A 19,046-nucleotide genomic window follows, 5' to 3' on the forward strand; every position below is an offset into this window, starting at 1 on the left:
CTATGAAGACCCTGACCATCATCCCCACCTATAACGAGATCGAGGCACTGCCCACCACAGTGGATCGGCTCCGTGCCGCAGTCCCCGAGACTGATGTGCTGATAGTGGATGACAACAGCCCCGACGGCACCGGTGAGCTGGCCGAACAGATGAGCGCGGCTGATGATCACATCCATGTGCTCCACCGGACGAAGAAAGACGGTCTGGGCGGGGCTTATATCGCCGGTTTCACCTGGGGTCTTGAACGCGACTACGACGCCTTTGTGGAACTCGACGCCGATGGCTCCCATCAGCCTGAACAGCTCCCGGACCTGTTGGCGGCCATTGAGACAGCTGACCTGGTGATCGGCTCGCGCTGGGTCTCTGGGGGCTCTGTGGTGAACTGGCCGCTGCACCGGGAGCTGATCTCCCGGGCCGGCAGCCTCTACTCACGGACTCTGCTGGGACTGAAGGTCCGCGATATCACTGCGGGGTTCAGGGTGTTCCGCCGCAGCACCTTGGAGGATATCGATCTCAGTTCGATCGAATCTGTCGGATACGGCTTCCAGGTGGATATGACCTTCCGAGTCGCCGGGCAGGGCAAGACCATCACAGAAGTGCCGATCACCTTTGTGGAGCGCACCCTGGGAGAGTCGAAGATGAGTGGCGGGATCGTGGTGGAAGCGGTGGCTAACGTCACCAAATGGGGCCTCACCGCACGCGCAAAGGCCCTGGCAAGAAGAGCCAGGGCCTTCAGCGGGTAGCACAGAGAGAGTCTGGTCTAGACCTTCTCGCCGCGCTTTTCACGCAGAATCTTCAGCCGGTCTTTGAGGATGTCCTCAAGCTCATCCTCACCACGCCGTTCCAGAAGCATATCCCAGTGGGTACGCACCGGTTTCTCCGGCTCTTCGTCGGGTGCTCCGCCCTCTGCGAGCACCCCGACCTTGCCGGAGACGGCTGTCCACGTCGCGGGGATCTCGGCCTCTGCTGCGAAGGTGACAGTGATCTTCTCGCCGTCTTCGCAGACGTACTCAACGTTCTGCCGGGGGGCTGGCTCCACACCGGATTCAGTCTCCATGGACTGTGCGCCCAGGCGCATACCGCGCAGGCTGCGATCACTCATCGCTGCTCCTTAACTAAAAGTCTCTCTTTAACGTAGTCTTCTCCGGTAGCGCAACGATGCCGCCAGCTCAGTTATTCCGCGGCCCCTCAGAATCCTGCTCCTCAGGTTCGACATAGTGGGGATCCTCGTCGCCACTGTCGTTCCAAGCCGGTGGTGAGCTGATGGCCTCCTGCGCCGCGTTGGAGGGCGCATCCCAGCCGGTGGGCGCGGACTCACCCTCAAGAGGGGAGTCGGCCTCCGGGGGAGCGGTTTCGGCCACTCGCTTGAGCGTTTCGGCACTGCCCTCGTGGAGCCCGGGCGCCGACCTGGCAGCGGAGGCGTTTCCGTGCTCCGCCTTACGGGCCTCCTCCTCCAGTTCTTTGGAGCTCAGGTAGTGCGAGTTCTCATCGGTGACCGATGTGGAGCGGGCTGATTCGGCCAGATCAGCGATCGCACTGGAGATTCCGGGTTTGCCCTTGATGTCCTGGGTGCGTGCCTCTTCCTCCCGGCGTCTCTTGAGCCGGTCGGCACGGGCTTCCAGCGCCTTCTCACGCTCTTCGAAGGACAGGCCGCCGTCCCGGGCATCGTCGCCGCCGAAAGCACCAGAGAGTGATTTGAGGGCTTCGCCGAATTCGCCGGGGATGACGAACATGGTGTTGGATTCGGACTTGGCCATCTCCGGCAGGGTCTGCAGGTATTGGTAAGAGAGCAGTTCGGGGCTCGGCTCAGAGGCATGCACGGCGTTGAACACCGTTTCGATGGCCTGGGCCTCGGCGTTTGCGGAGAGAATCCTGGATTGGGCCTCACCTTCAGCCTGCAGGATCGCGGCTTGCCGCTCGCCCTCGGCGTTGAGGATCGCCGACTGCTTATTGCCTTCGGCCGTGAGGATCGCGGCACGGCGACTGCGCTCAGCGCGCATCTGCTGCTCCATGGAGTCCTGGATGCTGTGCGGCGGGTCGATAGCCTTCAGCTCCACCCGGGCCACCCGGATGCCCCAACGTCCGGTGACCTTGTCCAGCTCTCCGCGCAGCATGGAGTTGATCTGGTCCCGGGAGGTCAGAGCCTCTTCAAGGTTCATTCCGCCGACCACATTACGCAGAGTGGTGGTGGTCAGCTGCTCGACAGCGACGATGTAGTTCTGGATCTCATAGGTGGCGGCTTTGGGATCGGTGATCTGGAAGTAGACGACGGTGTCGATGGAGACCACCAGGTTGTCCTCGGTGATGACCGGCTGGGGCGGAAAGGAGACGACCTGTTCGCGCATATCCAGCTTGGGCAGCAACCGGTCGATGAAAGGCACCAGCAGGGTCAGGCCGGGCCCTTGGGTGCGCTGGTACTTGCCGAGGCGCTCAATGATGCCGGCGCGGGCCTGCGGGATGATGCGCACGCTCTGGGCGAGCATCACCACCACGAAGGCCACCAACGCCAGGAGTACCACGATCACGACTATTTCAGGCATGTCGGCTATCCGTCCTGTTCGATTGCGATGTACATGTCAGGCTTCACGCGCCTGTGGATCGTTCCAGTCGATGCGTGGAGAAGGCTTGAGGTACACCGTGGCCCCGTCCACCGACTCCACCAGCGCCGCTGCGCCGGGTTCGATCTGGTAATCACCGGCTGCGCGTGCGGTCCAGGTGTCGCCGTCTACCTCTGCCAACCCTGAAGAGTCGGTGACGGTCTCGATGGTGTGGGCCTCCATGCCCTGCATCCGGTCAATATTGGTCAACTGATCCTCAGGACCCTTCTTGAGGTGCTTCAGCGCGATGGGCCGTACAGCGCCCAGCATCAGCAGGGCGGTGACTGAGCCGATCACTACCTGCATCCATGCCGCCCCGCCGGCCAGAGACACTGTCATGGCGGCAAGAGCTCCGACGGCGAGCATCAGGAACATCAGGTCCAGCACAAAGGACTCGACCACGGCCAGCACAAAGGTCAGAGCGAGCCAGGCGGCCCAGAGGTTCTCACCGAACCACTCAATCATGCTGACCTCCTTCTCAGCGGTGACCTGCACCAACTGTCCTTCTCAACCCTATCCGGCCCTGGTAACTGCGTCGAGGCGACCAGCTAGGTGGCTGTTCGTGCGGAGAGGATGCAGAATTCGTTCCCCGAAGGATCGGCGTAGGTCCGCCATGGCATATCGCCCCAATCAGGATGCAGCTCCTGACCCCCGCGCTCAGCTATTCCTGCCGCGACCTCATCGGGATCCTCACCGGGCTCCAGGCGAACATCCAGGTGAAGACGGTTCTTCCCTGGCCCCTTACTCTGGACTTCAGGACACATTTCAAGCAGCGGACCCCGTCCGGAGAGATGGCGAAGTGTCCGAGGCGCAATGCCCGGTGCCTCTGCCCATCCGGTGAGCCAGGCCCAGAAATCAGCCGAGACGTTCGGATCGGCGCAGTCAAGGGGGAGTGCCGCGATAGGTCCGGTCTCCGTGTACACGGCACGCTCTTCCATCACGCAGCACGGATTGCCCTCCGGGTCGGCCAGGACAACCCAGGGGACATCGCCCTGGCCGATGTCCAGCTGAGAGGCGCCTAAGCTGATCAGGCGCTCAACCTCTTCGGCCTGGCGTGCCCCTCCATGGAGATCGAGGTGGAAACGCAGCGGCTCCGAGGCCGGCTCGGGCACACGCTGGAAGCACAGGTCCAGCACAGGGCCGTCATCCACAGTCATCCGTGTCTCGTAGATGCCGTCGTCATCAGTGAGCCGTTCGCCGCCGACAACAGCCTCCCAGAATTTACCCAATCGCTGAGGATCCACAGCATCGAAAACCAGATTCTCCAAGAACATGGACTCACACTACAGTTCGGAGGCGTTTCGCGGTGAAGCCAATGCGCTATCATTGATATCGTTGGGGAATAGGAGTGATCTTATGGCGGACATGCTGATCAGGGGAATTGACGACGACGCCAAGGAGCGGATTCGTGTCCGCGCGGCACAGAAGGGGCACTCGATGGAGGCAGAGGCCCGGGAGATCCTTGAGCGTTCAGTGACAGGGGAGAGGCCAAAATACGGGTTGGGCACCACGATTCATCAGCGTTTTCTCGCAGCGGGTTCTCCGGAGTTTGAAGTCCCACCCAGAGAAGGCAGCCCAGCACGCGCTGTCGACTTTGGTGAGATGACATGATCATCCTGGATACGAACATCGTCTCGGAGACATTTCGGCCAGATCCGTCCGCAGCAGTCATCGTCTGGCTCGATGCGCAAATGTGGCAAAAGCTCGCGATCACCTCAATCACGGCCGCTGAGCTGCGCGCCGGGGTTGCCCAAATGCCCGACGGCAGGCGTCGCCAGGCGACTTCGATGATGGTCGAGTCCATCATCGAGCATGACTTTGGAGGTGCCGTTCTCTCCTTCGACCATCGCGCCAGCCGATATTACGGTGAGATCCGTGCCGCCCGAAGGTCGGGAGGCCGGCCAATAGAGACCGCCGATGCGCAGATCGCCGCTATTGCCATGTCTTATGATGCCGAGCTCGCTACGCGCAACACCAAGGACTTCGCGGACTTGGGCTTGCGTCTGATTAACCCCTGGGAAGTTTAAAGCATGAGAGCCGCATACTGCATGCACTCATAAGGTGGGGGAGATATCCTCAATGCGGACCTCGAGGACACGCAGGCCCCACCTGGTCGCATGCTTGTTGAGCTCTGTACCAACGGCTCTGGACAGTGATCCACGAGCGGAGAATGAATCCTGGCGGGTCATTCCGCCGATGATGTTATGCGTGGTCGTCAGCGTCACCTGCTGGACCGCGGTCTGGTAGTCGAGAATCTCGTAGACGGCGGCACGAGGGTCCGCCACCTGTAGCCGGACCGTTCCGGAGACGACCACCTCATGCTTGTCTTTAGTCGGCACAGGTGCTGGCGGATACTCGATCTGCTGCTCGGTCATATCCACCCAGTGCGCAACGCGGTCAAAAAGGGGCAGCAACAGGATTGTGCCCGGCCGGTCGGCGACTCGGTGGAACCTTCCCAGGCGCTCCACGACGGCAGCTCGTCCATGGGGAACACGTTTGATGCTCCTCACCACAGCCACCACAACAATGAGGACAAGCAGCAACAGCACGGCGGTCATCAGAAACGCAGAGGCATTCACGCATTCCAGGCTACCGTTTTCAGCGCAACGCACTGGCAGTGGCATATCCTCGCCAGGTCGTGACAGCGAGGCGGGTTGCGGGGTCGATATCGGTCCGGCCGAACCACTCATCCAGATCGAGGTTCTGGTAGGCGGCTCGGAAGGCCGTCTCTGCGGTATGGCCGAAACGAGCGAGAACCTCTCGCCGCTCCTCAGCCTCGAAGGAGCGTTGGTGAAGCGTGGCCATGGCCTCCGCGTTCGAGAAAGACGCAAGGTAGTCGGCCACCGCAGCGTCTTCTGTCACATCCAGCGCGCGGAGCAGGACAGCGGCCACGAGGCCCGTTCGATCCCAGCCTGCGCCACAATGGAAGAGGACGGCGCCCTCGTCGGCGGCTGCGATTGCTCGCAAGACCTCCGTGAGGCGGTGTGGCAGTTCATCAAGGTGAGGCAGGTAATAGAGCGGCGTACCCCACCGGCCGTCAGCCTCCAGGGGAGCCCAGAACGCTTGGTCGTCGCCGTCGAGGTCTACGTTGACGTGCTGGACGTCATCTGGAATCTCACCGGTTCGTTCGTGCGGCCGTCGCAGGTCGATCACGGTGCGGACCCCGTAGGCCGAGAGGCGCTCCCATCCTGATGGAGTCACTCGGTCGAGCGTCTCGGCGCGGATGAACACGCCAGGCGGCGTTCTCGAACCGTCTGCTCGGTTTAGTCCACCGAGATCGCGGGCGTTGGCAAGTCCATCAATAGTGAAGCGGCTCTGCATTCGATCAGTCTCGCATGCGCCCGTTCATAGGAGCTCGGTCACACTAAAGCCGATAATCTACATTATGTCAGGTTTGTTCTTTTGTGTTCTCCCCGATGGATGGTGAGTATTCACGATATAGAGGTCGCACTCTGCCTCACTGGCAACGGTTCGCGCGATGCTCCCCAGAAACCTGGCAGGTCCTTGCACCCTTTTGTTGCCCACCACGATGATGTCTGCTCCGATTTGTCCGGCTTCGCCGAGGATCGCAGCAGCCGGCGTCCCCTCACGGACCTTAGAAGTAATCTCCAGATCCGGAAAATTGATGCGCAGAGCGTCAACCACCGTTGACGCTGTCCGCTCAGCGTTCTGACTGTATTGGGCGACGATGCCTCGGTAGGCGTCGCTCTTGCCCGAGGGCTCACTTGCGCTCTGAACGGTTCTCACCGTTTCACCCATGCTGATATTGAAAGCTGACAAAACATGCAGCTCGGCTCCAAAGGCCGAGGCCAGGGCTGCTGCCTGCTCTGCTGCCCTCAGGGCAGTCTCGCTGTTGTCCACGCCGGTCAAGATAGTTTTAGCCATAGTTACCTTTCCAAACAGACATCCAGATCGATCCTTTGTGAAGAAGATCACCTGTTGCAACAATACTGTACGCGCATTTCATAGAGACGCTGGCCGAAGACGGCTTGCTCCTGCCCCTACACAAAGGTAAAACCGCTATCTCCGGCGGGCCGCAACCAGTGTCTGTTCAAGCAGCACTGCAATCGTCATCGGGCCGACGCCGCCCGGCACCGGGGTGATCAGACTGGCCCGCTCGGCAGCTCCGATGTAGTCGACGTCTCCGACGTTGCCAGGGTTATAGCCTGCATCGAGGACAACTGCGCCTTCTTTGATCCACTCCCCGCGAACCAGCTCAGGAGATCCGGCGGCGGCCACGACCACGTCTGCTCTGCGCACATGATCGGCCAGATCACTTGTGCGGGAGTGACAGTAAGTGACGGTGGCGTCCCGGCTGAGCAGCAGCATACCCACTGGTTTACCCAGGATAGGGCTGCGGCCGACAATGACAGCGTGCTTGCCGGCCAGTTCTACCTCGTATGCGTCCAGCAGCCGCAGAATTCCGCCAGGGGTGCATGAGTGGAAGCCAGGCTCGCCGAAAGCCATCGCAGCGAAACTGCGCATCGTGACGCCGTCGACATCTTTACTCGGCGTGATCGCCTCGAACGCTGCGCGCTCGTCAATGTGTTGTGGCACCGGGTGCTGCAGCAGAATTCCGTCGATCCCCGGATCCGCCGAGAGTTTTTCGATGGTCGCCAGGAGCTCAGTGGTCGTGGTATCCGCTGGAAGCTCAATGTGTCGTGACTCCATGCCCACCTTGGCGGTACGGCGACGTTTCATCCGTACATAGGTATGGGAAGCAGGATCTTCGCCCACAAGTACCGTTGCCAGACAGGGACGACGCCCACGCTCATCGAAGAACTGGGCCGTCTCCTCTGAGACTCGTTCCTGCAGCTTTGCTGCGACAGCTGCTCCATCGATAGCCTGTGCGCCCATAAACGTCCTCTCGAATTATTCGAGGGACACCCAGGCGGTCGATGTCAGCTCTGCCTTGCACTCCCCGGTGGTGGTCCACCCTGCGCCAGTCGTGCGGCTCAAGTCTACGCGAGGTGGATTGCCGCCCACCTCCCCTGACCGCCGCCAAGCATTCTGAAGGCTCAAAGGGTGCCTGCAGCGGTAGTGACTATGAGAGTGGGCTGATCACCTCAAGCCCTGGATAATGCTCAAAATGGCGAACATTATAGTGTGCAGAGTTTTGCGCCGGTCGTGGTGGAAGCCGCGGCGATATATGCATCGTTGACCGGGATGCTCCGGCCCGAAGTGCGCATTTCTGCCACGCTGCTGGCGTAGTTCTGGACGATCTCAACACCGAGGTACAGCTCTCCCAGCACAACGGTGGTGATGAGAGTGCGTTAGATCAGTGCGTCGTCGCGCTCAAAGTTGCTGCGTTCTCCAGCGTGGCGCTCGCTGATCTGGTGGAATGGGGCTATGAGTCACGAGATCTCTCACCGCACCAAGGCTCCGAAACGATCGGCAGCCTGTTTGGCTGCCGACATTGTGCTCGTGGTGCTGTTCGCCGTGCTGGGCAACATCTCGCATGACTCCGGGCTCGGGCCATCAGATATCTGGACCACTGCCTGGCCCTTTGTCCTGGGTGTGGTGCTGGGCTGGTGGATCACCTTCTCCTGGCGGTCCCCGGACCAGCTCTGGCCCTCTGGTGTTTTTCTGGTGCTGTTCACCGTTGCCTGGGGCATGATGATGCGGCACTTCTTCACCGATGGAGGTGTCGAAGTCCCCTTCGTCCTGGTCGCCACAGCATCCCTGACTGTTCTTCTGCTGGGCCGGCGCCTGCTCGCCAAGCTCCTGCTCCCAGCTGACTCGCACTGACCTCGCGCTGCGAGATATCCTCCTGACCTGCGGAAACATAACGCAAAACTCGGATACAACCTCCGGGTCATGTCCAGCTGAAACTCAGCTGCACATCGGTACCGTAGGTAAAAGAGGTACAAGAAAACTCATGCGTCAACCTATACACCGTTCAGGAGGACGCTCATGAAAGCAGTGACATGGCAGGGACCGCGCAAGGTATCCGTGGAAACCGTCCCAGACCCCACCATCCAACAACCCAATGACGCCATCATCGAGATTACCTCCACCGCCATCTGCGGCTCCGATCTGCATCTCTACGAAGTGATGGGGCCGTTCATGACCCCGGGCGACATTGTGGGGCACGAGTCAATGGGCCAAGTGGTCGAAGCCGGACCCCAGACACATCTGAGCCAAGGTGACCGTGTGGTGGTGCCGTTCCAGATCGCCTGCGGCGACTGCTTCTTCTGCCATCAGGGATTGCAGACCCAATGCGAAACCACCCAGGTCACCGATCAGGGATCCGGAGCCGCACTGTTCGGGTACTCAACGCTCTACGGCGCAGTGCCTGGCGGACAAGCTGAGTACCTTCGGGTTCCGCACGCCGACTACGGGCCGATCACAGTGGCTGATGAGCTTCCCGACCACCGGTACCTGTTTCTCTCAGACGTACTGCCAACCGCATGGCAGGCGGTGGCCTACACCAACCGGTCACCCGGTGATTCCGTGGCGGTTCTCGGGCTGGGACCGATCGGGCAGTTCTCCGCACGGATCGCCAAGCACCTGGGGATGACGGTCTATGCGATTGACCCAGTGCCGGAACGGCGTGCCATGGCTGCTCGGCACGGCGTGCTGGTCTTCGACCATGGCGATGATTCGGTAGCCGCCATCAAAGACGCTACACAGGGACGCGGACCCGATGCGGTGATCGACGCAGTGGGCATGGAGGCCCACGGTGACAATCAGTCAGCCCTGGCCAGGTTCGCCCAGCGCTCAGTGCAGCTTCTGCCCGATAAGCTCGGTCAGCCAGTCATGGACAAGCTCGGAATGGACCGTCTCGCGGCGCTCTACACCGGCATCGACCTGGTCCGCCGCGGCGGCACTCTCAGCCTCTCCGGCGTTTACGGAGGCCAGGCCTCTCCCCTGCCGATGCTGACCCTGTTCGACAAGCAGATCCAAGTCACCATGGGCCAGGCCAACGTGAAGCGCTGGGTCGAGGACATTTTACCGTTGGTCGAGGATGCCTCCGACCCGCTCGGCGTTGACGACTTCGTCACCCACCGACTGCCGCTCGACGAGGCACCCGGTGCCTATGAGATGTTCCAGAAGAAGGAAGACGGCTGCATCAAGGTCGTCCTTGACCCCGCAGGAGTAAAAGCATGACACAAGAGACTCAGACAGATCCACGCACCAAGTACAAGCACGATCAATACCCAGGGGATCAGGTCCAGGATCAGCCTGGTCTGACCGGGGAGACCACTCCTGAGCCTGACCACGGGGAGGAGACCTACGTCGGTCACGGAAGGCTGGAGGGCAAGAAGGCTCTGATCACCGGAGGGGACTCCGGCATTGGCAGAGCCGTGGCCATCGCATACGCCCGTGAAGGCGCGGATATCGCCTTCGTCCATCTCCCGGAGGAGGCCGAGGATGCGGCGACCACTACAGACTATGTTCGCGAGGCTGGACGGAATGTGGCTGTCTATGCCGGTGATATCCGTGACGAACCCTTCGCCAAGGACGTCGTGGCACGCACCGTCGAGGACCTCGGCGGCATTGACGTACTGATCCTCAACGCCGCCTACCAGCGCAAACGTGACGGGATCGCCAGCATCCCCACTGAGGAGGTCAGGCGGGTTTTCGACACCAATCTGCTGGCGCATGTGATCATCACCAGGGAAGCCGTGCCGCATTTGAAACAGGGTGCCTCGATCATCACTACCACCTCCATTCAGGCCACAGCCCCCGCCCCTCCCCTGGTGGACTATGCGATGACCAAAGCCGCCCAGAAGGCGTTCACCGAGGCTCTGGCTCAAGAGCTCGGGCCGAAGGGCATCAGGGTCAATGCCGTGGCACCAGGGCCGATCTGGACACCGCTGATCCCTGCGACGAACTTCCCGGAGGAGAAGGTCGAACAGTTCGGCGCCGACACCGCCCTGGACCGCCCAGGCCAGCCTGCCGAACTGGCAGGCGCCTATGTGTATCTCGCCTCTGAGGAGGCCTCCTACACCTCCGGTGCCATCCTCCCGGTCACCGGCGGCAAACCGTTCTGAGCTGGTCCCGGCGGCGGGGAGACCCCGCTCGCCTCTCGGCCGCGAGAGCACGGCCATCACGCCTGAAGCGCTAGTCCCGGCGGCGGAAAATATGCTTGCTACGCAGTCACAACGGCCTCAAAAGGAGCACAGCAATGGCACGGTCACGTGTGAAAGATGAAGAACTCTACGAGAAGCTCCGTGAGGAGCAGGACTACTCCAAGGAGAAAGCGGCACGGATCGCCAATGCTGCGGCCAAGGAAGGGAGGTCGGCTCAGGGGAAGAAGGGCGGAGGATCTCCGCAGTACGAGGACTGGACTGTCGATCAGCTCAAAACCCGTGCCAAGGAACTGGAGCTCACCGGATACTCAGCCCTCAACAAAAGTGAACTCATCGACCTGTTGCGCAATCACTGAGCGGCTCTGGGCTCAGGAAACAGCACTCGCGGGACGAACCAGAGATAGCAGATCATCCCGAGCAGTTCCACCATGGACTGCATCACGATCACGATGGCCGCGATCTCCCACCCTGCCGGAAGGGACAGCGCGAAGGGCAGCACGATGAAGGAGTTCCGTGTGCCGAGCGTAAAGGCTAGAGTTCGTCCCTGCTCCATGGGGAGCCTGGCCACTGCCGCCAATGCACGGGCGATGATTAAGCTGAGGACCAGAAAACTGGCAGCAACCGCTATGACAACAGGCAACAGGTGAAGCGTCTCATAGGCCTGCCCTGCGTGACTGACAGCCACGAGGAAGACAACAAGCGCCAGCAGAGGGACCGGCCACCAGCTCACGGCAGATGTGAATTGCCGGTACCCAGGGCCTCGAGAGAGCAGAAGCTCACTGAGCGCCGCCAGCCCCAGAGGCAGCAGCACGACCACAAGAGCTGGCCAGATATCGGCGGGGGTGAAGACAGAGGTCAATTCTTCCCCTGCCATGAGCCAGAGATACAAGGGCAGCAGAAGGAATTGGACAATCAACAGCGTCGGAGCCAGAACCGTTGCTCCGGTGGCATCACCCTTGCCTAGCTGGGTGAAGGTGATGAACCAGTCGGTGCACGGGACCAGGAGAACCAGCAGCAGGCCCAGCCGCAGCGCTTGGTCCTCAGGGGCGAACTGGACCAGACCCCATACCACCACAGGCATGACGGCGAAGTTCCCGATCAGGGCTGTGAGCAAAAGCCTGGCATCCTTGAATGCCTGTGGAACAGCTCTTATGCGCACTTGAGTAAAAGTGGCATAGAGCAACAGCGCCAGCGCGGGCCAGACCAGCGCGTCAAGGCTCTCCCCGGCTCCAGGCCAGAGGCTGCCGGCCGCCAGACCCAGAAGCAGCGCCAGCAGATAGATCCATACTTGGCGCCGTTCCAGGGTTTCCCTGGTCATTCGCCAGCAGGATTCAGGTGCGAGACCGCGAGCTGGCCGTTGCGGGAGTCGAGGTAGTACAGCTGGGCGACTACGGGCACGTCGGATTCGACGACCAGTCCGTAGGGCTTATCCAGTGCAGGGGCCTGAGGGTCGATCAGGTCATTGATCCTCTGGTGCTTGACCCGCTGTGGCTCTACCAGCACCTCATAGGGGCCCACGGGGTCAGTGTCTTCGTAGTAGAACGTCAGTCTGGCGCATGCCCCTTGCCCTGAGGTATTGAGCAGGCACAGCGTATTGCGGCTGGTGAAATCCGGCTCCTGTCCGGTGCTCGCGGATGGAACGAATCCGGCGGAGAAGACCCAGGTCCTGCGGCCCAGGCCGGAGCCGTCGTGGTTCCTGCCAAAAATGCTCATCAGCTCTCCTCCCCCAGCAGCTCATGCAGGTAGTCGTTCATGAAGATGCTATCGGGGTCCAGCTGACGGCGGATGCGCCGGAAGCCGTCCCAGTCGGGATAGAGCCTAGCAAGCTCGTATGCTGTCAGCCGGTGCTTCTTGCCCCAGTGGGGCCGTCCGCCGAACTCCCAGTAGATCGGCTCGATGTCCTCGAAATACTCCTGATACGGCAGCGTAGTGTTCTGCAGCAGTGCGATGGTCATGGTCGGCCGCCCCTGGGCGTTGGAGAGCATGGCCTGATCCGGCGCGATAGTGCGCACCAGAACCCGCCAGCCCACCTGCGCGCGGTGCTTGGCCTTGATCCGCTCACGGACCTGTCGGAAGGCCGTGAGCTCCTGGTCGAAGGGGAGCATGTACTCCATCTCTTCGAACGGCAGATGCCGGTCATTGGGAATGATTTGGTAGTTCGGCCCAACGGTCTCTGTCTTCAGACGGCTGTGTGGCTGGCCTTCTGGGGTGAGAACGGGTTCCTCCCCGGGCTTGTTCAACATACGGATCTGAGCCAGGTCACTGCGTGGATACCAGTAGAAGTCCATACTGCGGTTGGACTCCACCAGCTCTGCATAGTTCTCCAGCACCCAGTCGATATGGGTGATCCAGTTCTGCCTGTGGAGGTGGTGGGCCTCCTCCACCCGAAGGGTCAGCGAGGTAAAGATGCCCAGCGCGCCGAGCGAGACCTGGGCGGCACGAAGAAGATCATGCTGCTCTCCCTGACTGGCATCGACGCCGAAGGCCACTTCCTCCCCCAGTCCGTTCACCAGGGTTCCGCCGATCACTGTGGAGGAAAGGTTGCCCAGAGTCATGCCCGATCCGTGGGTGCCGGTGGAGACCGCACCGGCGATGGACTGATAGTCCACGTCGCCGAGATTCTCCATGGCGAGCCCATACTGGGCCAACTGCTCCCCCAGGTCGCGCAGCCCCGTGCCGGGCCGCACTCTGGCCCACCCGGCATCGGCATCGGCGGCCATCAGCCCGGACATCCTCTCCAGGGAGACCACGGTACCGTCAGTGACAAAAATCGGCATGGAGGAATGCCCGGAGCCTACCGGGCGGAGAGTACTGTCGCGGGCGCGAGCCTTTTTCACCAGCCTGGCCACCTGGCTGGTGTTCCTCGGCCTCGCTATCTCACCAGGGGTGAAACTTACCGAACCGGACCAGTTGGTGTATGACACGTTCACTCCTCTACAGCTGCGGTGTGAGGGTCTCTTGGCCTGTGCGGAATGCTCGCTGCCGGGCATAGGTGTGGACCTCGTGGAGGATCTCACGCTGCTCATCGGCAGCGTCGATGAGCTCATCAAAGACTCCGCGGGGTACTCCCAGCTGTTCTGCGTAGTCAGAGAGCACCTCCCACCCCTGGCGTTTGGCGGTGATCGCAGCGATCATGAGCTCTGCCTCCAGCACCAGCGCTGAGGGGGAACGTTTCAAGGGCCGGCGTGCGTAGGGCTTCAGCCGGGCGACCTTCTCCCCCACCCAGAACAGCGGAGCGGCCACAGCCGGGCGCGGGAACCCCTGGCGCTGCATGAGTGCGGAGAGCCACTGGTGCTCTGAGCCGATGGTCTCAGCCACCTGGGCCAACTGCGGGTAGACCGGAGTGTCCACGAACGCCTCAGCCATCGCGGAGATGCGCTCGACGCCTGCGGTGGCGCCAGCCAGGTGGTCAGCCATATATCCGCGCAACAGCGTGGAGTCGACATCATCGGCAAGCATGTGGTCCTCATCCGGCAGCCGGTGGGACCAGTGTCCGGGTTCACCGCGTGGCCGCATAGGTGCTGAGCTGCGCCCAGCGCCAGAGCTCAGGCCATTGATCAGCTCCTCCAGCGCCTCGGCAGCGGTGACACGGGGTTCCCATCCCAGTTCTGTCTTCGCCCGGGTGGTGTCCATGACCGGCGCATGCTGGGCCATCTCCAACCACCCTTCGTCCATAGGCAGCAGATGCGCTCGGTGTGCAGCCTTGACCAGTGGCTTCAACGGGGAGAACGGAACCGGCACATACGTTTTGCCTGAGTCACGCCCAGTGACGACCTGGGCGATTGCCTCTGCGGTAAGCAGGTCATCGGCGGCGATGTTGAAAGCTCCGCGGGCACCACGAATAACGGCCTCGGCGAAAGCAGCGGCGGCGTCCAGGGAGTGGACCGCCTGAAGACGGAGTCCGTGGGGCACCGGAATCACCGGTGGGCGGATCTTTTCCAGCAACTGCACCGGTGCCAGTGAACCGACGAAGTAGCGCTGGATCTCAGCGCCGGCATCGGACTGGAACATCAGTCCCGGGCGCAGACGGGCCAGGCTGATCTCCGGATGGAGCGCCTCGAATTCGTCCATCACCCGCTCCTGGGCGGACTTGTCCTGGCTGTAGTGGGAGCCGGCAATGCCGTCGATCCCCCAGGTCTCGTCCCGGGCGGCGTCGTCGTCCACCGGTGAATAGGCGCCTACGGAGGAGGCCACCGCGATTCGCGGCACAGAGGCCTCAGCGGCGGCCTGGAGCACATGCTTGGTGCCATCGACATTGACTCTGCGCAGCAGCTCACGTTTGTCATTGGGCTGGATGAGCCAGGCCAAGTGGATGACAGCGTCTGCACCGGCGAAATGCTCAGCCAGAGTCTGGACCGACTCCGGGAACTGCACATCAGCAGTGGCCCAGTCAGCGTGGCGATAAGGCTCGGCGTCCGCCTCGGGCACCCGACGGGCGATCCCGAGCACGGAGCTGACCTCATCACGGGAGGCCAGCTCTCTCAGCAGAGCGGTTCCGATATTTCCAGTGGCTCCAACAACGGCAACACGCATATCGACCAATTCCTCCAAAAGACCTCATTCAACCTTGCGTGCTTCTCAGCAGATCATATTGGGCTGGAACTTTCCAGGACACTCGCTGAACATCAGAGCACACTGCCCCAACGGATCCCAGCCGGCTGGAAGCGTCTCCGGAGCCAGAGTTAGGCTGTATTGATATCGAAACTGTGTTCGAATACGATGGGTGAGCTTCCCATCAGGTTCGCGCCATGTATTCAAGGAGCCTGAGATGACTTTGACCGCAGGACTGACCGAAGCGGTGGAGGTGGTCACCGATGATCACGGCTGCCCGGTCCACTTATGGTGGCAGAACCGGGGGTACGACGTCGTGGCCGAACCGGTCCGCTGGTTCGCCCGCCGCCGCTGGTGGATAGAGGAGGCCCGCGCTGAACGTGGGCGAGCCGGACTGGTGGCCCAGGAGATCTGGCGGATTCAGATTCAGGATCCACAGACCGCCTCCCGCAGCACTGTGGATGTGGGCCGAAGCCTTCCCGCTGACCGTTGGCGGCTGCTGCGCATTCATGAGGTCCCGGCGGAGCCTGAGGAGGTGGAGTGACCTTCACCCACCTGCATGTGGCCAGCAGCTTCTCCAGCCACTACGGAACTGCCACTCCGGCCGAGCTTGCAGCGGCTGCCGCCGCCTCTGGTGCAGAAGCACTGGCGTTGACCGACCGGGATGGGCTCTATGGAGCCATCCAGCACGTCGCCGCCTGCGCTGAGCACGGTGTGACTCCCCTCCTGGGCGCTGATCTCGCCGTAGCCGGGTATGGCCGGGTCACGGTGCTGGCCCACGGCAGCGCCGATGGTTACACGGCGCTCTGCCGAGCAGTGTCGGCAGCCCATAGGGGCACTTCGGCAACCGGGTCCAGTCCCGATCCTCAGCTGAGCCGGGAGACACTCGCCCAGTATGTGCGTGGCGCACAGGCATCATCCTGCCGGCTGTTTGTCCTGCTGGGCCCTGAGTCCGACGTCGGTCTGGCCGCTGCGGCACGCCGCTACCGCGCTGCCCGCACTGCACTGAGACAGTGGCGGCAGGCACTGGGAGAAGCGGTGTATGTTGAGCTGGTCACCCATCTGGCCCCGCCCGGGGAGAGGCTGTCCACCGCTCACGCCGCACGGATGCTCTCGGTGGCCGAGACCTGCCGGACACCTTCAGTGCTGACCAACGCCGTACGGCTGTGCGCGGCGGAGCAGGCGGCCACCGCGGATGTGCTCGACGCCGTACGAGTGCTCAGCGACCTGAACTCGGCTCCGCTGCAGCCCAATGACCAGGGGTGGCTGAAACCTCCTGATCAGATGAGGCGTATCGCCGAGGAGATCAGTGCGGTCAGCACCTCCTCAGCGAATGCTGCCCAGATCCTGACCGCCACCGCGGAACTGGCCGCAGCATGCCGGCTGAACCCGGCACAGCATATGAGCTATGGATCACCGAAGATCCCCGAGGCCAGCGTGATCGGAGTCCAGGGCTCGGCCGAGGCGGAGCTGCGCCTGCGCTGTGAACAGGGGTTGGGCGAAAGGCTGGAGGAGCCTGAGGTGCACAGGCGGCTGGAACATGAGCTGGCCATCATCGCTGACCTGGGCTTCGCCGGGTATTTCCTCACTGTCGCTGAAGTCGCTGATCTGATCACAGGGCTTGGCGTACGCTGCGCGGCCCGTGGTTCAGGGGTGTCCTCGCTGGTGGTGCACGCACTGGGGATCAGCCCCATCGACCCGCTGGCCCATGGGCTGATCTTCGAGCGGTTTCTCTCCCGGCAGCGGACCACTCTGCCGGATATCGACCTTGACGTCGAGTCAGCCCGCCGCCACGAGATCTACCGGAAGATCTTTGAACGCTTCGGTGCCCAGCGGGTGACTCTGATGAGTATGCAGAATGCCTACCGCATCCGCGGAGCGCTCCGCGACGCCGGGATGGCGCTGGGGATGCCTGCCGAGGAAATCGACCAGCTTGCTGACATCATGTGGCGTTTCCCGGCCTGCGAATTTCGCCAGGCTCTGGAGAGCAAGCCTGAGCTCAAGCAGCTGGCGGAGCGTCTCAACGCTGAGCGCCTCTCCGGCCGCGCCCAGCTTGATCTGCTGGTGGATCTCACTGAACGGCTCGACCGGCTCCCCCGGCACATCGCCACCCACCCCTGCGGAGTGATCCTGGGTGATAAGAACCTGCTCAACCTGACCCCGGTCCAGCCCAGCGGGGTCACCGGACTGCCGATGAGCCAATTCGGCAAAGATGACATGGACCCTGCAGGATTCATCAAGCTGGACATCCTCGGAGTCCGGATGCAGTCGGCCATCGCGCACTGCCTCGAAGAGGTCGAGCGCACCACCGGGCAGCGTATTGACTTAGATGCGATTGACGATGAGGACAAGCCCACTTTCGACCTCATCCGATCCACCAACACCCTGGGGTGCTTCCAGATCGAGTCGCCCGGCCAACGCGAGCTGGTCGGCAAGCTGGTGCCCCAGACCTTTGAAGACCTGATCGTAGACATCTCGCTCTTCCGCCCCGGCCCGATGGGTGCGGGCATGGTGCGCCCCTATTTGGAGCGTCGGCATGAGTTCGAACCGGTCCGGTACCTGCATCCCAGCCTCACACCCATCCTTGAGGAGACCCTGGGTGTGGTGATCTATCACGAACAGGTGCTGCGGATCTTCTGCACCATGACCGGCTGCGGGCTCGATGAGGCCGATGGGCTTCGCCGGGGTCTGTCGGAAGGGGACCGCATAGCCGGCATCGAGAGGTTTTTCCGTGCCGAAGCCGCCGAGCACGGCTATTCCCAGGAGGTGATCGATGAGATCTGGCGGCAGCTGGTCAGCTTCGGCTCCTTCGGCTTCTGCAAAGCGCATGCGGTGGCATTTGCGGTGCCGACCTATCAGTCTGCGTGGCTGAAGGCCCACCACCCTGCAGCTTTCATGGCCGGTCTGTTCGAGCATGATCCGGGAATGTACCCGCTGCGTCTTCTGGTGGCCGAGGCACGCCGGCTGGGTATCCCGGTGCTGCCGATGGACGTCAACCGCTCCACCGGTCACTACCGGCTGGAAGAGTTGACGACGACGCCTCAGGCGGGACAACCGGCTTGGGGGATCCGTATGGCCCTGACCACTCTGAAAAAAATATCTGCTGCAGAGATCCGGCGGATCGAACGTGAGCAGCCTTTTGACTCCCTGGCCGATGTGCGGGACCGGGCCACACCGCGCAGCTCTACGCTGAAGGCACTGGCCCAGGTTGGTGCGCTGGACTCCTTCTTGCCCGAGGGCACAGGCCGTCACCGCCGTCATGATCTGTACGCCTGGATCGAACGCAGCGGGCGACTGCGCGCCAAACAACCACCGCCCCCTCAGGTGCACGGGCAGCTCGCGCTGCCGCTGGCTGACACTGAGATCAGTCAGCTTCCTGCCGTACTGCCCGGGCCCACTGATACCGAGGTGATCTCCACCGAGATGGCACTGACCACAGTTGACTCCTCCGGTCATGTGATGAGCCTCTACCGCGAGCAGCTGGATGCTGCGGGGTTGACTTATGCTGAAAAACTGCTGCAGCAGCGCAGTGGGGCGCTGGTCAGGGTGGCTGGCATCCGGGTGGCCACTCAGACTCCACCGATGGTCTCCGGCAAAAGGGTGGTGTTCATTTCGCTGGACGATGGTACCGGCCTGGTGGACCTCTCCTTCTTCGAGGAGGGCCAGGCCAATACCGGTGAAATCCTCTTCACTGCCAGGATGATCATGGCAGAGGGAACCATCCGCCGCACCGGCCCCCGTGCAGTGACTGTCCAGGCCACCCGCGCCTGGGATATGGACGACGTCTCTCGTTAAACGCAGAAGTGGGCCGGTCTCTTTGACTCGGCCCACTTCTCTTGAGCAGCTGTGCTGACTACTTCAT

Annotated in this window: 21 protein-coding genes and 1 riboswitch; of the genes, 9 read left to right on the top strand and 12 right to left on the bottom strand. The window is 62.1% G+C overall.

The window, feature by feature from the left end:
* The first annotated feature begins 2 nt into the window (after window positions 1-2).
* Window positions 3-743 (top strand): polyprenol monophosphomannose synthase, encoded by a 741-nt coding sequence (locus DVO78_RS13080; RefSeq protein ID WP_120005311.1) that lies wholly within the window; start codon window positions 3-5, stop codon window positions 741-743.
* A gap of 17 nt (window positions 744-760) precedes the next feature.
* Here DVO78_RS13080 and DVO78_RS13085 read toward each other — a convergent pair whose 3' ends face one another.
* From DVO78_RS13085 to DVO78_RS13100, 4 genes are all read right to left on the bottom strand, one after another.
* Window positions 761-1,102 (bottom strand): RNA polymerase-binding protein RbpA, encoded by a 342-nt coding sequence (locus DVO78_RS13085; protein WP_120005312.1) that lies wholly within the window; start codon window positions 1,100-1,102, stop codon window positions 761-763.
* A gap of 67 nt (window positions 1,103-1,169) precedes the next feature.
* Window positions 1,170-2,540, bottom strand: a complete 1,371-nt coding sequence (locus DVO78_RS13090; protein WP_120005313.1) for an SPFH domain-containing protein — start codon at window positions 2,538-2,540, stop codon at window positions 1,170-1,172.
* Between the two features lie 36 nt (window positions 2,541-2,576).
* Window positions 2,577-3,062 (bottom strand): NfeD family protein, encoded by a 486-nt coding sequence (locus DVO78_RS13095; RefSeq protein ID WP_120005401.1) that lies wholly within the window; start codon window positions 3,060-3,062, stop codon window positions 2,577-2,579.
* 83 nt (window positions 3,063-3,145) lie between these two features.
* A complete protein-coding gene (locus DVO78_RS13100) occupies window positions 3,146-3,871 on the bottom strand; it encodes a VOC family protein (protein WP_120005314.1) in 726 nt (241 codons plus the stop codon).
* 82 nt (window positions 3,872-3,953) lie between these two features.
* Between DVO78_RS13100 and DVO78_RS13105 the strand changes: the two genes are divergently transcribed.
* Together DVO78_RS13105 and DVO78_RS13110 are read left to right on the top strand one after the other, a co-directional pair.
* Window positions 3,954-4,208, top strand: coding sequence for a FitA-like ribbon-helix-helix domain-containing protein (locus DVO78_RS13105; protein WP_120005315.1), 255 nt, complete (start codon window positions 3,954-3,956; stop codon window positions 4,206-4,208).
* Window positions 4,205-4,624 (top strand): type II toxin-antitoxin system VapC family toxin, encoded by a 420-nt coding sequence (locus DVO78_RS13110; protein WP_120005316.1) that lies wholly within the window; start codon window positions 4,205-4,207, stop codon window positions 4,622-4,624. Before DVO78_RS13105 ends, DVO78_RS13110 begins: the two co-directional genes overlap by 4 nt.
* 27 nt (window positions 4,625-4,651) lie before the next feature.
* Here DVO78_RS13110 and DVO78_RS13115 read toward each other — a convergent pair whose 3' ends face one another.
* The 4 genes from DVO78_RS13115 to DVO78_RS13130 all read right to left on the bottom strand — a co-directional run bounded on the left by DVO78_RS13115 (window position 4,652) and on the right by DVO78_RS13130 (window position 7,454).
* Entirely contained in the window at window positions 4,652-5,176 is a 525-nt protein-coding gene (locus tag DVO78_RS13115) for an SPFH domain-containing protein (protein ID WP_157984036.1), read from the bottom strand.
* Window positions 5,177-5,195: 19 nt separating this feature from the next.
* The gene (locus tag DVO78_RS13120; protein ID WP_120005318.1) at window positions 5,196-5,918 is read right to left on the bottom strand and encodes a tyrosine-protein phosphatase; all 723 of its coding nucleotides are present in this window, start codon (window positions 5,916-5,918) and stop codon (window positions 5,196-5,198) included.
* Between the two features lie 57 nt (window positions 5,919-5,975).
* Window positions 5,976-6,482, bottom strand: a complete 507-nt coding sequence (locus tag DVO78_RS13125; RefSeq protein ID WP_120005319.1) for a universal stress protein — start codon at window positions 6,480-6,482, stop codon at window positions 5,976-5,978.
* 135 nt (window positions 6,483-6,617) lie between these two features.
* The gene (locus tag DVO78_RS13130; protein ID WP_120005320.1) at window positions 6,618-7,454 is read right to left on the bottom strand and encodes a bifunctional 5,10-methylenetetrahydrofolate dehydrogenase/5,10-methenyltetrahydrofolate cyclohydrolase; all 837 of its coding nucleotides are present in this window, start codon (window positions 7,452-7,454) and stop codon (window positions 6,618-6,620) included.
* 21 nt (window positions 7,455-7,475) lie between these two features.
* Window positions 7,476-7,557, bottom strand: a riboswitch (ZMP/ZTP riboswitch).
* A gap of 389 nt (window positions 7,558-7,946) precedes the next feature.
* Between DVO78_RS13130 and DVO78_RS13135 the strand changes: the two genes are divergently transcribed.
* From DVO78_RS13135 to DVO78_RS13150, 4 genes are all read left to right on the top strand, one after another.
* Window positions 7,947-8,345 (top strand): DUF3054 domain-containing protein, encoded by a 399-nt coding sequence (locus tag DVO78_RS13135; protein ID WP_120005321.1) that lies wholly within the window; start codon window positions 7,947-7,949, stop codon window positions 8,343-8,345.
* A gap of 165 nt (window positions 8,346-8,510) precedes the next feature.
* A complete protein-coding gene (locus DVO78_RS13140) occupies window positions 8,511-9,707 on the top strand; it encodes an alcohol dehydrogenase catalytic domain-containing protein (protein WP_120005322.1) in 1,197 nt (398 codons plus the stop codon).
* Window positions 9,704-10,594: an SDR family oxidoreductase gene (locus tag DVO78_RS13145; RefSeq protein WP_120005323.1), complete on the top strand. Its 891-nt coding sequence runs from the start codon at window positions 9,704-9,706 to the stop codon at window positions 10,592-10,594. Before DVO78_RS13140 ends, DVO78_RS13145 begins: the two co-directional genes overlap by 4 nt.
* Window positions 10,595-10,728: 134 nt before the next feature.
* Window positions 10,729-10,989 carry a DUF7218 family protein gene (locus DVO78_RS13150; RefSeq protein WP_120005324.1) on the top strand — a complete coding sequence of 87 codons (261 nt, stop codon included), beginning with the start codon at window positions 10,729-10,731 and terminating at the stop codon, window positions 10,987-10,989.
* Here DVO78_RS13150 and DVO78_RS13155 read toward each other — a convergent pair.
* From DVO78_RS13155 to DVO78_RS13170, 4 genes are read right to left on the bottom strand one after another with little or no spacing between them, the layout of a single operon-like run.
* Window positions 10,983-11,951: an arsenic resistance protein gene (locus DVO78_RS13155; protein ID WP_120005325.1), complete on the bottom strand. Its 969-nt coding sequence runs from the start codon at window positions 11,949-11,951 to the stop codon at window positions 10,983-10,985. The two genes, DVO78_RS13150 and DVO78_RS13155, sit on opposite strands and share 7 nt — an antisense overlap.
* On the bottom strand, window positions 11,948-12,346 hold the full coding sequence (locus tag DVO78_RS13160; protein WP_120005326.1) for a sensory rhodopsin transducer: 399 nt from the start codon (window positions 12,344-12,346) through the stop codon (window positions 11,948-11,950). Before DVO78_RS13160 ends, DVO78_RS13155 begins: the two co-directional genes overlap by 4 nt.
* Window positions 12,346-13,557, bottom strand: coding sequence for a D-arabinono-1,4-lactone oxidase (locus DVO78_RS13165; protein ID WP_202912185.1), 1,212 nt, complete (start codon window positions 13,555-13,557; stop codon window positions 12,346-12,348). The genes DVO78_RS13160 and DVO78_RS13165 overlap by 1 nt, the downstream gene beginning before the upstream one ends.
* Window positions 13,558-13,567: 10 nt before the next feature.
* Window positions 13,568-15,166 (bottom strand): NAD-dependent epimerase/dehydratase family protein, encoded by a 1,599-nt coding sequence (locus tag DVO78_RS13170; protein ID WP_120005402.1) that lies wholly within the window; start codon window positions 15,164-15,166, stop codon window positions 13,568-13,570.
* A 235-nt stretch (window positions 15,167-15,401) separates the two neighbouring features.
* On the opposite strand from DVO78_RS13170, the gene DVO78_RS13175 reads away from it, so the two are divergent.
* Window positions 15,402-15,728 carry a hypothetical protein gene (locus tag DVO78_RS13175; RefSeq protein ID WP_120005328.1) on the top strand — a complete coding sequence of 109 codons (327 nt, stop codon included), beginning with the start codon at window positions 15,402-15,404 and terminating at the stop codon, window positions 15,726-15,728.
* On the top strand, window positions 15,725-18,979 hold the full coding sequence (locus DVO78_RS13180) for a DNA polymerase III subunit alpha (protein ID WP_120005329.1): 3,255 nt from the start codon (window positions 15,725-15,727) through the stop codon (window positions 18,977-18,979). The genes DVO78_RS13175 and DVO78_RS13180 overlap by 4 nt, the downstream gene beginning before the upstream one ends.
* Window positions 18,980-19,046 lie beyond the last annotated feature (67 nt).

This window comes from Nesterenkonia muleiensis (assembly GCF_003600155.1).
GTDB lineage: Bacteria > Actinomycetota > Actinomycetes > Actinomycetales > Micrococcaceae > Nesterenkonia > Nesterenkonia muleiensis.

Bases quoted from the DNA above. Each gene is read 5' to 3' on its own strand.
- DVO78_RS13140 (WP_120005322.1), top strand. From the start codon at position 8,511: ATGAAAGCAGTGACATGGCAGGGACCGCGCAAGGTATCCGTGGAAACC.
- DVO78_RS13120 (WP_120005318.1), bottom strand. From the start codon at position 5,918: ATGCAGAGCCGCTTCACTATTGATGGACTTGCCAACGCCCGCGATCTC.
- DVO78_RS13160 (WP_120005326.1), bottom strand. From the start codon at position 12,346: ATGAGCATTTTTGGCAGGAACCACGACGGCTCCGGCCTGGGCCGCAGG.
- DVO78_RS13080 (WP_120005311.1), top strand. From the start codon at position 3: ATGAAGACCCTGACCATCATCCCCACCTATAACGAGATCGAGGCACTG.
- DVO78_RS13100 (WP_120005314.1), bottom strand. From the start codon at position 3,871: ATGTTCTTGGAGAATCTGGTTTTCGATGCTGTGGATCCTCAGCGATTG.
- DVO78_RS13130 (WP_120005320.1), bottom strand. From the start codon at position 7,454: ATGGGCGCACAGGCTATCGATGGAGCAGCTGTCGCAGCAAAGCTGCAG.
- DVO78_RS13125 (WP_120005319.1), bottom strand. From the start codon at position 6,482: ATGGCTAAAACTATCTTGACCGGCGTGGACAACAGCGAGACTGCCCTG.
- DVO78_RS13110 (WP_120005316.1), top strand. From the start codon at position 4,205: ATGATCATCCTGGATACGAACATCGTCTCGGAGACATTTCGGCCAGAT.
- DVO78_RS13150 (WP_120005324.1), top strand. From the start codon at position 10,729: ATGGCACGGTCACGTGTGAAAGATGAAGAACTCTACGAGAAGCTCCGT.
- DVO78_RS13135 (WP_120005321.1), top strand. From the start codon at position 7,947: ATGAGTCACGAGATCTCTCACCGCACCAAGGCTCCGAAACGATCGGCA.
- DVO78_RS13085 (WP_120005312.1), bottom strand. From the start codon at position 1,102: ATGAGTGATCGCAGCCTGCGCGGTATGCGCCTGGGCGCACAGTCCATG.
- DVO78_RS13155 (WP_120005325.1), bottom strand. From the start codon at position 11,951: ATGACCAGGGAAACCCTGGAACGGCGCCAAGTATGGATCTATCTGCTG.
- DVO78_RS13170 (WP_120005402.1), bottom strand. From the start codon at position 15,166: ATGCGTGTTGCCGTTGTTGGAGCCACTGGAAATATCGGAACCGCTCTG.
- DVO78_RS13095 (WP_120005401.1), bottom strand. From the start codon at position 3,062: ATGATTGAGTGGTTCGGTGAGAACCTCTGGGCCGCCTGGCTCGCTCTG.
- DVO78_RS13090 (WP_120005313.1), bottom strand. From the start codon at position 2,540: ATGCCTGAAATAGTCGTGATCGTGGTACTCCTGGCGTTGGTGGCCTTC.
- DVO78_RS13175 (WP_120005328.1), top strand. From the start codon at position 15,402: ATGACTTTGACCGCAGGACTGACCGAAGCGGTGGAGGTGGTCACCGAT.
- DVO78_RS13105 (WP_120005315.1), top strand. From the start codon at position 3,954: ATGGCGGACATGCTGATCAGGGGAATTGACGACGACGCCAAGGAGCGG.
- DVO78_RS13145 (WP_120005323.1), top strand. From the start codon at position 9,704: ATGACACAAGAGACTCAGACAGATCCACGCACCAAGTACAAGCACGAT.